The organism is Mesorhizobium sp. P2_C7 (genome assembly GCF_056404515.1).
Map to the genome: position 1 here is coordinate 1 of NZ_JBFUDW010000014.1, position 14,211 is coordinate 14,211.

General features: G+C 58.2%; 8 protein-coding genes. 5 read left to right on the plus strand and 3 right to left on the minus strand.

The genetic code is table 11. From position 1 onward, the window contains the following. On the minus strand, window positions 1-1,175 hold a 1,175-nt coding region (locus AC1D2G_RS25465), incomplete at its 3' end, for a DUF4347 domain-containing protein (protein ID WP_477417432.1). 94 nt (window positions 1,176-1,269) lie between these two features. After that, window positions 1,270-1,584, minus strand: a complete 315-nt coding sequence (locus AC1D2G_RS25470; RefSeq protein ID WP_477417434.1) for a hypothetical protein — start codon at window positions 1,582-1,584, stop codon at window positions 1,270-1,272. A gap of 1,115 nt (window positions 1,585-2,699) precedes the next feature. Between AC1D2G_RS25470 and AC1D2G_RS25475 the strand changes: the two genes are divergently transcribed. The 3 genes from AC1D2G_RS25475 (at window position 2,700) to AC1D2G_RS25485 (ending at window position 10,764) form a co-directional block, all read left to right on the plus strand. Continuing rightward, a complete protein-coding gene (locus AC1D2G_RS25475) occupies window positions 2,700-6,482 on the plus strand; it encodes a glycosyltransferase (RefSeq protein WP_477417436.1) in 3,783 nt (1,260 codons plus the stop codon). Window positions 6,483-6,493: 11 nt separating this feature from the next. Further along, on the plus strand, window positions 6,494-9,076 hold the full coding sequence (locus tag AC1D2G_RS25480; RefSeq protein ID WP_477417438.1) for a tetratricopeptide repeat-containing glycosyltransferase: 2,583 nt from the start codon (window positions 6,494-6,496) through the stop codon (window positions 9,074-9,076). 155 nt (window positions 9,077-9,231) lie between these two features. Next, complete coding sequence (locus AC1D2G_RS25485) at window positions 9,232-10,764, plus strand: discoidin domain-containing protein (protein ID WP_477417440.1); 1,533 nt, start codon at window positions 9,232-9,234, stop codon at window positions 10,762-10,764. A gap of 94 nt (window positions 10,765-10,858) precedes the next feature. On the opposite strand, the gene AC1D2G_RS25490 is transcribed toward AC1D2G_RS25485, so the two are convergent. Next, on the minus strand, window positions 10,859-12,028 hold the full coding sequence (locus AC1D2G_RS25490) for an FkbM family methyltransferase (protein WP_477417442.1): 1,170 nt from the start codon (window positions 12,026-12,028) through the stop codon (window positions 10,859-10,861). Between the two features lie 84 nt (window positions 12,029-12,112). Between AC1D2G_RS25490 and AC1D2G_RS25495 the strand changes: the two genes are divergently transcribed. Further along, window positions 12,113-12,964, plus strand: coding sequence for a hypothetical protein (locus AC1D2G_RS25495; protein WP_477417444.1), 852 nt, complete (start codon window positions 12,113-12,115; stop codon window positions 12,962-12,964). Between the two features lie 192 nt (window positions 12,965-13,156). Further along, entirely contained in the window at window positions 13,157-13,984 is an 828-nt protein-coding gene (locus AC1D2G_RS25500) for a phosphogluconate dehydrogenase C-terminal domain-containing protein (protein ID WP_477225736.1), read from the plus strand. Window positions 13,985-14,211 lie beyond the last annotated feature (227 nt).

The following is a 14,211-nucleotide window of genomic DNA, read 5'->3' on the forward strand; positions in this document are numbered from 1 at the left end:
GCGCCGGTCGCACCGGTCGGGCCGCTCGCGCCGGTCGCACCGGTCGGGCCGCTCGCGCCAGTGGCACCGGTCGGGCCGCTCGCGCCAGTCGCACCCGTCGGGCCGCTCGCGCCAGTCGCACCCGTCGGGCCGCTCGCGCCAGTGGCACCGGTCGGGCCGCTCGCGCCGGTCGCACCTGTGGCTCCGGTCACACCTGTGCCGGTAGCACCCGTGGCGCCTGTCGCACCTGTGGCTCCGGTCGCACCCGCGCCGGTCGCTCCCGTAGCGCCGGTCGGACCCGCCGGGCCCGTCGCGCCTTGAACTGTGGTGGCGATGAAAGTAGCGGTATCAAATAAATTGCCATTATCGCCATTATTAGCGGCTACAGGAGTAAAACTATAACCTCCCGCTACAGGGGAAAGAGTGCCGTATAACTTAAAAGTGCTGTCGTAAACGAAATAAATATCAGTAGTGTTTGGAATTGTTATAACTGCAGAAAAGTCAGTAATTAAACCATTTTGGTTTGCAGACGGAAGCTGAAAGCTACCAACCACTGTATCATCTGCCGTATTAAGCGCCGGGTTAGTCGGCGGAGCCACGTGCGTATCCACTATATAGTACGTGTTAACAGCCGAAGAGTTGCCGCCGGCATTTATGTCCCCGGTGAGTGTGAGATCGGCCGCTCCAAGCACCCCGGTGTAACTTGCCACCCCATCCGGGGTCAGTGGCGGCAGGGGCGTGGACGCGCTCACGCGTAGGGACAGTTCCCAGGAGCCGCCCAGGGCGGCTGCGCCAACCAGCGATCTCGATGCGCGGACGTCCGCGCCGATTGCCTCTTCCAGCGCCGCTACGAAGGTCTCGCCCGCATCCCCCGACGCTGTCTCGCAGCTCCACAGCCGCAGCTCGCCGTCCGCGGCAAGCGCCCTGCCGATCGCGGCAAAATCGTCAGCCGCGTCCTTCAACGTGCCGGTCGACCACTCTCCTGAGGTGAAGCCAACCCGGCCAGGCGCGCCATGTGCCATGATATGGATCGCATCGAGGCTTTCGTGCCCTGCGAGCGCGGCAGCGATCTGCTGCGCGGCCGGTCGGCACCCATCGAGCACGACAGCCTGGACTTGCGGTCGCATGTTGCCGAGAACCGTCTCGAGGTCGGAGATTGAAGGATCCAGAAAGAGAATTTCAGAGGCACGGGCCATGACTGGCTCCTGTTGGCTTCGAATTCGATTCAAGGGGAAACCGCCCACCGGCTTGGCCGGCGAGCGGTCGTAGGGGGAAGGAGCTTGGGCGCGGTCATCTTCCGGACGGGCCGACGGCGCCGTCGGGACGTTCAACAGAGGGGCTCTCTACGCGGAGGAAGCTGCAGGCCTGGAAATTCCCGCCATCTTCAAACGTGCCAATCGCAAATGAGCCGGCTGCGGCCGGAACCTTGACAGTGAGAGCGACGGCGAGGCTTCGCTTGACGGCTTTGGGAAGAACGACCTGACCGACGATGGCGTTCTTGGCCGTATCCAGAATAAAATAAGGCACATTTTCGGTCGCGTCGCCGATAGGCAAGACACCTCTAATGGCGACTTCCATGACCGCAAACCCTGCTATGTAGCTCATCATTGTTCTCCTCGGTCGGCGGCGGCTGGGCCACCTGCTTCTCTTGTTCGTACCCTTAGGTTCAATCGCTGGTTTCAATCGCCGCCCAGCGCACGCGCTCGCCGAAGCCGTTCGCCGCTGCTATCGGCCCCGTGCGCATCCGCGTATGACGGGCAGCGGGTCTACGAGGCGGGCGGGCAAGGCTTGACTGCCTCTTCGTCACGCTCGATCGAACGGCGCGCCACTTGTCTTCGCTGAGGTGATTGAGGAGCCCGCCGGCACCTGGGCGTTCCCTGCCGGCGACCAGCTGCGGATGATTGAGGGGGTGATCGAAGCGGGCGCCCGCGTCGCGGCCGCATCGTTTCATACGCGGTATCACACCTACCACAGCCAACTCCCGTTACGCGTGTCTCGATTTCTCGACGACGACTTGCGAGGGAACGGACTGCTAGCGAGGGAACATCGGGTTGGGAAAACGCTGGCCTTGAGTTCAAGGCATCACGACGTCTTCACTTGCACGCCACCGCACACTCTGTGCGCCCTCACGCACGAAGTGACTTGCTCCAGACACTCTCCAGGCTGACAGACTGCGCAGACCGACAGGCCTCCTGCCCGGTCCACGGCTACCCTCCCATGCACAAGACATTAGTAAAATCTAAAATTAGCAAGTTGTAAATAACCCAGTTAACAATTTGTTAATTGTTGATCACAAGTAACTACTTTTCGATCGACATCGAGATGGCGCGCATGGGCCAAACGCGTCGAAAAATCCGAGGCTTAAGGGTGGTGCCCCCCTGGTTCGCGTCGTGCCCTCGATATCACGGTGGGGTTGGCGCGAGCAATCGAGCCGAAGGGAGCGGTGGTTCGCCGAAGGCTGGTTCAGCGGGACGGCGAGACCCTTGCAGCGGCGGACAGCGCTAGCTAACAATGGATAGCGTGGGGGTCGCGTTTGCAAAGGAAGGGACGAGCTATCCTTTGCACACGGGTCATGCGAATGGCCGAGGCAGGGGGGTATTGCACATGGGGCATGAAGGTCGGACAAATCCGCATCGGAGCGGATCGCTGCCCCAGACGGCACGACGGCATAAAAGTGACCGCCTCGGCCCGCAATTATCCGGGGAGCAGACAGTCAGCATATGACAAGCGGCAAGCGCCTCTGTCTCAACATGATCGTCAAGAACGAGATGGCAAACCTCGAGCGCTGTCTCGGTGCAGTTGCCAGCCACATCGACTGCTGGGTCATCGGCGATACCGGCTCGACCGACGGGACACAGGATTTCGTCAAATCGTTCTTCGCCGCCCGCAACCTGCCGGGCGAGCTGCACGAATTTCCATTCCACAATTTCGAGCAGGCGCGCAATGCCGCGCTCGATCACGCCTATGCCTCGCCGCTCGCTTATGACTATCTGCTGTTCGACGACGCCGACATGGAACTGATGGTCGAGGATACGGGCTTCCGCGAGGGGCTCGACGGTCCAGGCTACCGGCTGCTGCAACGCTCGGATTCCGGCCTCGCCTATTGGAACACGCGCATTGTCAGGCGCGATGCCGGCGCACGCTACCGTGGTGTAACCCACGAATACCTCGACGTGCCCGGCGGCGTGCAGGAACTACGCAGCGCCTGGTACAAGGACCACGCCAGCGGCTCGAACCGGGTGGACAAATTCGAGCGCGATGCCAGGCTTTTGCTGGAGGCGCTTGAGAAGGATCCGGATAATCAGCGCTACTGGTTCTACCTGGCGCAATCCTACCGCGACGCCGGGCGGACGGCGGAGGCCGCGGTGGCATACGCCAAGCGCGCCGCGATGGGCGGCTGGGACGAGGAGGCGTGGAACGCCCGGCTGCAAGAGGCGCGCTGTCTGCGCACGCTCGGCGACGAGGCTGGCTTCATCGGCCAGGCGCTTGCCGCCTTCAATCAGCGACCGCAACGTGCCGAGCCGCTCTATGACCTGGCGCGGTTCTACCGCGAGAAGGGGATGAATGACGCCAGCGTGCTGTTTTCGGAAGCCGGGCTGGCGGTCAAGCGACCCGACCAGGACATCCTGTTTATCGAGGACTACGCCTACACGACAGGCCTGCTGGAGGAGTACGCGATCGCGGCAAACTACGCGCGCGATCCCGTGCGCAAGGACCGCGGCTTCGCGGCGTGCAACTGGCTGGCGCTGAACCGGACCATCGCCGATGGCCCCAGGGAACTGGCGTGGTCGAACCTGTTCTTCTATGTGCAGCCCGCCAAGACGGTGATGCCGTCCTTCAGCGCGCGTCCGGTCGGATTCACGGCGCCCGACGGCTATCGGCCGTCAAACCCGTCGGTGACCCTGTGGGGCGGCCAGATCGTGCTGTTGCAGCGGACGGTGAATTTCACCCGGACCGAAGACAACCTTCGATACGACACGCCGGACGGAGTGCCGGTTCACACGCGCAATTTCCTGCTCCGATTGAGCGATGAACTCGCCATCCAGTCCGCAAACGAGATTTTGCCGCCGGCTGACATGCCGGAACTCGCGCGCGACCGGGTTCTTGAGGATATGCGCCTGTTCGCCTGGCGCGATGCGCTATGGGGCGTCTCGTGCGTGCGCGAACTGATACCGGACGGACAGTGCGAACAGGTCATCGCGCGCATCGACGAGGGTGGCGCCAGCCGGCTGACCGACTGGCGCGTGCTCCATCCGGCAGGACCGCGGGTGCACGAGAAGAACTGGATGCCGCAAGTCAAGCCTGCCGCAGGCGGCGAGAAGCTGCAATTCATCTGTTTCGGTGACTCCGTCAGGATAGTGGACGAGCATGCTGCGACCGTCCTTGAGACGTCTCCCGCGATCGCGACCCATAAGTTCGGGGGAGGAACCCAACTGATCGCTTTCGCCGGCGGTTGGCTGACATTGATTCAAGAAGTGCAATGGAGGTTTGCGGAGAAGCTCCATTGGTGCATGCATCGGTTCGTCTGGTTCGACGAAACAAGCGTTCTGCGAAAAGTGAGCCGTCCGTTCTTCTTCAACAAAAAGGGCCCTGAATTCGCTGCGGGTCTAGCCTGGCATCCGGATGACGCGCGTTTGCTGATTTCTTACGGTGTGGCCGACAGCGAGTCCTGGATCGCGACCGTCGATACGGGTGAGGTCCAGGCCTTGCTGGAGGATGTGGATAGCCTGCCATCGGGTGTGGCTGACACAGCGTCCAGGCTGACGCTGTCGTCGCCGGCCTCGCGGCTCCAGCCAGATTATTCAGCGCATACCGCTCCTCCAACGGCAACGTGGATGAAGCCTGACCGTGCTCGTGATGGCGCGGCGGGGGACAGAAGCAGTGTGCTGGTCGAAGCCATCGCCTCCGGCCGCGTGAAGTCAACGGAGGAGTTCTTCTATGAGCTTGCGCCGTTTCTGCGCGACGTCGATTCTCCGCGGGAGCGACGGGAACGATCGCGCCAGTTCGACGCGCGGATCAATCCCTTCCTTGGCAGCGACGACACCGCACTTCCCCAGATCAACTGCTTCTATCAGGTGATGTCCGACAAGGCCGAGCATCGTACCCTGATTGCCGCCACAGCGTCGATGCGAGCGGCGGGTCATCCGGTGCGGGTGTGGAGCTATGCACCGGAGAAGCTCGAATTCCTCATCCCGCATGGGATCGAAATCCGCAATGCCGACGACGTCATGCCGCGCGCCATGTTCGAGCGGATCGTCGCCGGCTCCGAGATCAGGTATTTCAGCGACGTCTTCCGCTACGCCGTGCTGTACGAGCATGGCGGGCTATGGATGGATTGCGATGTCGTCATGCTGCGGCCCTTCCCCTTCCGCGGCGATCATTTCTTCAATCTGCAATGGCGGGGAGCGCACAAGGGCCACTTCATCTGCGGCAACGTCATGTATGCCCAGCCCTACAGCCGCCACCTGAGGGCGCTCTACGAGATTTCGATCGAACGTTTCCACCATGCCGACGGCAAGGAGTTTGGAGATATCGGCCCCAAGCTGCTGTCTGACTATATTGCCTCCGATAGGGGATCCGAACTGCAAGAATGGGTGTTCAGCCCGATGTTCTTCAACACGATCGATTGGACTGAGATCGACCGGTTCGAGAAGCCGATAGCGGAACTGGCTGACTATCTGAACGATGATCGCGTAGTCGGCCTCCATCTTTGGACGGCGCGAAACGACGCTCAGCCGGGCGGCGAAGGGGCGCCGCTGATCTCTCAGCTGATCAGCCCGCTCGACAGTTTCCCCACGTTCACAAGTCTCGCCGACCGCTTCAACACCGACAAGAACCGGCACACAGGCAACCGCCATTGCTACGCAAGGATCTACGATCGCCTGCTGTCGGCCCGACGGCTGTCCATGCGGCGGCTGATGGAAATCGGCCTATACAATGTTTTCAGGGAAGGCAGCCAGACCGAGATGCCTTCAGTAAGCCTGTGGCAGAGCTATTTTCCGTTCTGTCAGGTGATCGGCGTCGACCTGACGGATTATTCGCGGCTCAACGACGAAAGATTCAAATCGTTCGTCTGCAACCAGTCCAAGCTGGACGATCTGCGCGGCGTCGCTGCGAAGCTCAAACCGGGATCGCTCGACGTGATCATCGACGATGGCAGTCACGCCTCGTTCGACGAGCAGTTGACGCTCCGCGAGTTCTTCCCGCTGCTCGCCGAGGGTGGCTGGTACTTCATCGAGGACCTCGATTGGCAGCCGCCGGGCGAGGACGCCGGCAAGATCACGCTTACCAAGAACCTGCTGCGGGAGATCCAGCAGCATGGCAGCGCGCGCTCGGTCGATCCGCTGGGTGTGAGCGCGCTTGCCGATCAGTTCGCCGAGATCCTGTTCTTCGACAGTCACTACGAGCTGAATCGGGCAAGGCTGCTCGGTGGCCTGGTGGCTATCCGCAAGGGCGCGTCGGCCATGTCCACCAGGCGAGGTGTATCATCGCACGTTGAGTGAAGGGGCTTGATTTGAAAGTTGCGGTCTACACCATCGCCTTGAACGAAGCCGCAAACGCGGAGCGCTGGGCCAATTCGGCCGTCGACGCCGACTATCGCATTGTGGTCGACACCGGCAGCACGGACGGCACAGTGGAGCGACTAACCGAGGCGGGGGTGACAGTATACAGGATAGCAGTCCGCCCGTGGCGCTTCGACGACGCCCGCAACGCCGCCATGGCCCTGATCCCGCCTGACGTTGATGTATGCTGTACGATGGACATGGACCGGTTTCTTGCGCCTGGCTGGCGGGCGAAACTTGAGGCTGCCTGGACCCCCGAGACCACAGCCCTTTACTGTCAGACGATCTATAGATCGAGTGTCGAGGACCCGACACCGCTGCGAAGCTGGCCGGCGAAGAACTTTCACCATCGCTGGGGATATCGCTTCAAGCGGCCCGTCCACGAGGCTCTGGTCTTCACCGGAGACAGGGAAGTCACCACGAACAGCAGTGACATCGTCATGTTCGAGGTGCAGGACCTCGCCAAGCCAACAAGGAGCAACTACCTGCCGCTGATGGAAGTGGCACACAAGGAAGACCCCGGCGACGCTCAAATATGCTTCTGGCTCGGACGGGACTTGATGTGGGCCAACCAGCCAGAGCGGGCCGTCCAACTGCTTGAGCACTACCTTGCATTGCCGACAAGCACATGGGGCGAAGAACGCTCCGAGGCAATGCGCTACATCGCGCGCATGCAACCGGAGCAGAAATTGTCCTGGCTGGACAAGGCACGGATGGAGGCCCCCCATCGGCGCGAAATCTGGCTGGACATGGCCGAAGAGTTCCACGGCAAGGCCGACTGGCTGAACCTGCTCTGGGCCTGCAGCAATGGGATCGAGAAGACGCGCCGCACCGGCAGTTATCTGGACGACGCGCGTTGCTGGGGGGCTCGGCTGTACGAGCTTGGCGCCACGGCAGCATGGAAACTCAATTCTATGGATCAAGCTGTGGAATGGGGGCAAAAGGCGGTCGAACTCGATGCAGGCAATCAGCGGCTCAAGAACAATGTTGATTTTTTCATCAAACACCGACTGCGGCTTGCTCGCGGCCACACGAGCGGTCCGTCTTTCAAACCCGCGCGGCTGTTCACAGCGTTCGGCACTGTGCTGTATGTCGACCAACCTACAGGCGAGCTGCGACACGGCCCCGTCGAAAGCGTCCCGGCAAACGTTTTCTTTGAACCGGAGATGAGTTTGGCAGGCGCATACCGGCAGGGTCGGTTGCTCAATGCCGGCATCGGCTTGCCCGAACCGGTCCTTTGCTTTCATGACGCCTGTTTGACCGCCTCACAGGCGAAACGGCAGAATCGGCCAGCAGATGCGGATGCGCTCGAATTGATCCCCCTCGAACGTGGCTTGCTGGCGCTGAGATCCGGTGGCGTGTTTCTGTCGGCCATACCTAATGGCCACGTGGAACTCAGGGCTCCTGTTTGCAGCACTTGGGAATTGTTCATCGCTTCGGAAAACTGGTGCACGGAAAGCAGCCGGGAGACCATCCGATGGCGAACCGACCACGCCGATTTCGACAAGAGCCGGATTCAAAGCCACTTCGTCCATCCCACCATTCGAGCTGCCGCAGACACGCTGTCCCACGCTCCCCGCAAGGCCGTCATCTGCGACATCGGCTGGCTATCGTCCTATCTTGCAGACGAGCACTTCTATTTGGTTCGGCTGTTGAATGAAGACTATGACTTCGACATCATAGATTGCAGATCGACGGACTTTACCGCCGAAAGCACAATAGAGCGCCTGAACTCATATTCGGCTCTCTTGATAGCCTACCAGGGTGGCATATCCATACCTCTCGATGCTTTTTCAGCACTTAAGTTTTTGAAAATAGACGACCTTGTAAGTTACAATCCAAGCTATGACACTTTGCTGCGCTCCCTTGTCGCTTCATCCGATGTCGTCATAAGCCCATATGCGTACGAGTTTCAGAACCACTTCACCCATCGTGCAGTGAACTGGGTTCCATATTCGTCGGCGATGGAAGGTTGCAAAGGCTTCGAGCGTATCGTGTTCAATGAAACCCCGATTTCCAAGGTGCTCGTGTCGGGGAGCATCGCGGCGGATCGACCTCTGAGGAAATATGCGGCCGGTCTCGACTCCAGCAAGGTGGCCGTATTGGATCATCCTGGCTACGCGGGAAAATACAACGACGACAGCCCCGCCATTGTCAGAGTACGATACTACGAGGAACTCTCAAAATACCTTTGCTGCTTTTGCGATGGCCATTCTTATCGCTACATTCATCTCAAGAATTTTGAAATCGCTTCGGCAGGTTCATTGCTTTTGACCGATCGCTTGATCGAAAAGGAAATGAACGAACTCGGTTTCGTAGATCACGAAACATGCATTTTTGCTGCGAGAGAGGATTTTCTGGAAAAGGTGGATTGGATCCTGGACGACCGCAACCGGCCTGCTGTGGACGAGATCCGATCTGCCGGAATGCGCCTTGTTAAAGCAAGGCATATGACGCGGCACCGCGCGCTTCAGATCGACAATTTGGTCAATTATTATCTGCTTGGTGCCGGACATGTTGATCATTCAAGATAATCTATGCGAAATTTTCCCTATTTTTTACTGAAATGGAGAAGAGAAACTACTAATTTCGCAGAAAGTGTAACGCAATGAGTCAGGCGCCGCCAGAACACTACTTCGCGCGTAGGCGTGTCATCGCCTTAAGGCATCGAGGCAATGTAGCGAACAAGATGATTCAGTATATTGGCGCTTTGGCGATGTCCAAGCGCATTGAACAATGCAGCGTTGTTGGCGTTTCGATCCCGGAATGGGGCATTGAAATTCCAGACGATACGCAAAGTCAAATTTTTCTTGACAACATAGATTTGTGGACTTGGGATGCCTTTCGGCCTCACGTTGGTGAGATTTGCCGTCTTGCGAACAGAAGCGAGTCGGTACGAATAATGATGGCTGACCATCTGCAAAGGATGGAGTTCCTTGACCCACCTCAAGCTTATCAACCACTTTTCCCATACAGTTCTCCAGAACGGAAAATTGGCGAGGGTGATCTACTAATCAATATTCGAACTGCCGAAATCCTACAAGGCATAGCTCACTATCCGCTTCTTCCGATAGACTTCTATGAGGATGTGGTCGCTTCGACGGGACTGAATCCGGTGTTTGTCGGACAGCTCGGTGATTCAGAGTATGTACGACAACTTAGATCCCGCTTCCCAAAAGCTGTCTTCTACGACAGCCAAGGAGCCAGGGCCGACTTTGATTTGATTCGTTCAGCAAAGAACATTGTCGTCGCGGTCAGCACGTTCTCTTGGTTAGCGGCATGGCTTTCCCAGGCGCAGACGATCTTCCTTCCGCTCAGTGGTTTCTACAACCCGGCGCATCATCGCGAGGTCGATCTGCTGCCGATCGATGATCCTCGTTATAGATACTTTCTATTTCCGTTGAACTATGGAATTCCGGAGGAACAGAGCCTGGAATACCATCGCCGGATATCAGGTAGATGGAAAGAGATATCGCGCAATCAGGTTGCGCTGCTGAAGACTTCCGCTCCATTCCTTCGTGTGCCGAGAGAGAATTACGACAGCGGCTTGCCGTCGAGAACCGCGCAGGGGTCTGCCATCACCTTCGATTCCATCTGGTACGCACATCGATACATCGACGCTGCAATGGAGATAAGCGAAGGGTGGTTCGAGGATCCACTGCACCACTATCTCGAAGTTGGTAGGCTGCGGGGCTATCAGCCGGTTCGCCAATTCGATGGACATCCTCCCATAGATCTTTCGATGCCCAACCTCGCGCTCAGGAAGCGAGCGACACAAAGTTCGTTGAGCCAGTGGTCCGTTGGATCGACCTTGGAAGAAGACGCGGGGAATGCAGTAAATGGAAATCCAGCAAAAGCGCTTGGATTTCATACTGAAAATATCGAAACCCCGTGGTGGATGGTAGACCTTGAAGAACCCTCTCAAGTGTTCGCCATTCGGATATTCAACCGAGACCGTATTCCGGAATGGATGCAGCGCCGAACGTCGCCCATTGTAGTCGAAGGCTCGAATGACGGCGCGCTCTGGAAGCTGATATTCAGCACTGAGCCCGGTCAAATCTTCGGCGGATATAGCGCTGGAATGCCACTGGTGTGGTCCTCTGACTTACCTGTGGAAGCACGCTACGTTCGGATTTCGATCCCTCGCAAAGAGTATCTCCATCTTTCCGAGGTGGAGATTTACGGTCGCCAACAGCGCACAATCCACGGGACAGGTGGATGATACGCGGGTTCCGCGCCCGGCAGATCAGTCGGCGGTCTGAAGTGGAACAGAAAATGCAATTCGGGCGGCGGTCGTTGCCATGCGACTCCAGCAGTCAAGTCCGTTCCTTGGGCACCAAGAAGTAGTTGTCATCCATAGGTAGGGATTCCTGGATCATATAGTGAAAAGCGCTGCACCAGGCCTCGAGTTCCTTGCGAGCCTGAGGCCAAACCTCGACCAGCAGATTTGGCCGCCGGAGCTCGATTGTATTCTTCAATCCCTTGAGCACTTCAAATTCAGCACCTTCGACGTCAATTTTAATGAATCCAATCGGCTTCTGATACAGAAGATCGTCGCCGGGAATGCATTTCACGTCCCCAAGGTCGTCTGACAACATTTGAGCGCCACCAATATTTCCGATTGATGGATAATGTACGCGCATTGTCCCAGATTTTGACGACAGCGCCAAACCAAGATGGTCCAAATTGACTTTCGAACATCCGTTGAGTGACATATTTATCCTAAGTATGGCTATCGCAGCTGGATTGGGCTCGAACGCGATCACCTCGGATGGATTACAAAATTTTGAGAGGAAAATGCAGTGATTGCCAATATTGGCACCTATGTCGACGAATGTTTTTTCCGGTAGACATTGACGCCTGATGAGGTTGAGCGCCTCACGATCATAAAAATCTCCACGTAGCAGCAACGATTGAATGTAATCGGCTCGGTTCGATATAAAGAAATTCACTATCTGACCGTCAATCCGATGCCTAACTATCGATCCGCTTACCTCGGAAGCATCATGCCGAAAATGGAACAGCTCCCAGCTTTTGCACTCTGTTCTCGAGAGCGAAACGCGGCCATCCGGTTCCGCGCTGAGGAACAATCCGCTTTTCTTCAGCCCGAATTCCTTCTTGTTAAAATTTACGAGGGAAAATGAGTTGATACTATCGTCATAGTTACTTCCATCATTCTTTTTGAAGGAAAACCCATTTGAGTATGAAGAAAGTCTAACTATATCTTGATTGAAGTATGCGTCGGAGAGTTTGGGATCTGATTCTCCGCCCTCTGGCATCAATACAGTATTGAAAGGAGTGGCCTCAAAAGGCCCATGTCGGAGTTCGTTTGAGCTCGGATCGACGAACAACGTCGTACCATGTGAGGTGAAAAGGCGGCTGGCCGAGCCGATACGATCAGGATCCGTATTCATGACGATGATAGCCTCTCTTGGTTCCATCGCAAGGTAAGCGACTTTCCGAATTTTGCCAAAGACGAGCGTCATGCTGAAAGGCGATATCAGAAGGACTTGGAGGGCAGATCGAATATGAAACGGCGTGATTTCATCCTTGGCGCAGGAAGCGCACCAATGCTATTTGCTCAGCCCAAGTTGACCTGCTGGGGCGTTACTCCTGCAATGGCCGCTCCCTCCACCCTCCTCACCGCACCCATCGAGCTTGCCGGCGACTGGGGCCGCATGCTGGAGGGCGCGGCAGATCAGGTCGTCGAGCGCATGCGACATGCATGCCTTGACGGCGTCCGGCTGCTCTCCGACCGCCAGCCGACGCGGCTGCGTGTCGACGAGCACACTTCCGGCACGCCGGCGATCTGGCTGCATCCGGACGGCAGCAGCATGGCCTGGATCATCGTCGATATCGGCGAGCGTGACTGGTCGAAGCTCGCCTACCAGTTCGGCCACGAGCTCGGCCATGTACTCTGCAACAGCTGGCAGGCGGACGCCAAGCCGGCGGCGCCCTGCCAGTGGCTCGAGGAAGCAATGGTGGAGGCCCACTCGCTGCGCGGGCTCGGGCGTCTGGCGAAAAGCTGGAAGGAGGCCCCGCCCTTCGCCGGCGACAACGCCTTCGGCGATGCCATTGCCAAGTATCGCGAAAACATCATCCGAAGCTATACCGCGCTTGCCGACAGCCAGGGGCTCACCAGCGACGCCGCGGCGTGGTTCGCCGACCATCGCAGCGAGATCGAAATACCCGGCCTCAATCTATTCGCCCAGGCGATGTCCGTGACCATCCTCACCGAATACGACCGCGCGCCGGACTGCGTCGAGGCACTGGGTGCACTCAACCGCTGGCCCGGCCGCACCGGTCTACCGATCGCGGAATACCTCGGGCGATGGGAGGCCAGCTGTGCCGAATTGCGCGCTTCGCCCGGATTGCCAATCCGCCTGCGTGAGCTGCTGCACGTTCCGCAATGGACCAAGTGAATAGCATCTCGATGTCTTGTCTCGCTGACTAGCGAGCTTCGACCAGCGCCAGACATGCAGGCCAAGGATGGTCCGGCATGAATCATCGGCATTCCATCCCGATCCAGATTGCCAAATTTTGGTAGAGTGATTATACCAGTTGATAACATGACGATTGGTTGGTCGATCGTTGGACATCGGGAGTAGTGATACATGACGACGATTGCACTGTTCGGTGCCGGCGGGAAAATGGGTTACCGCCTGTCGACCAATTTTCGCGGCTCGCCTTACACGATACGCCATGTCGAGGTCAGCGAGGCCGGCCGCGAGCGACTGAAGTCGGGGCTGGGTTTCGATGCCGTCAGTGCCGATGACGCGCTCAAAGGCGCCGATGTGGTGATCCTGGCCGTTCCGGATACACATATCGGCAAGGTCGCGGCGAGCATCGAGAGCAAACTCGTGCCAGGTACGATGGTGGTGGTGCTCGACGCCGCGGCACCTTTCGCCGGCCATCTGCCCAAGCGGCCGGACCTGACCTATTTCGTCACCCATCCCTGTCATCCGCCGATCTTCAACGACGAAACCGACATGGCGGCCAAGAAGGACTATTTCGGCGGCGTCAAAGCCAAGCAGCACATGGTTAGTGCGCTGATGCAGGGCCCGGAAGAGGACTATGCCAAGGGTGAGGCGATCGCCAAGATCATCTGGGCGCCGGTGATGCGCTCGCACCGCGTCACTGTCGATCAGATGGCGCTGCTCGAGCCGGGTCTTTCGGAGACCGTCTGCGCCTCGCTGCTCGTCGTCATGAAAGAAGCCGTCGATGAAGTCGTTGCGCGCGGCGTCGACAAACAGGCGGCTCTCGATTTCCTGCTCGGCCATATGAACGTGCTTGGCGCTGTCATCTTCGGCGAAACCAAGGGCGTCTTTTCCGACGCCTGCAACAAGGCGATTGAATTCGGTAAGCCGGTGCTGATGCGCGACGACTGGAAGCGGGTCTTCGAGCCGGAAGAGATTGCCGCCAGCATTCAGCGCATCACCTGAAGCGAGGTTCAGGCGGAACGGCCGGAAGGGTCGAGACCTTGGATAAAAACCGCGCTTGCGAGAGTTTGGGCAGTCGACGCCCTCGTGAAAACGCGCTCATCAGGTACATATCATCTGAATTTGTGATTGACTCATTATACCAGTTGGCTTAGCTATTTCTTAAGCTCAGGCCAAGGCTTCGCAGGGAATTCGTGGCCTGGACGAGCGGAGGACTGCCGGGGGCACGA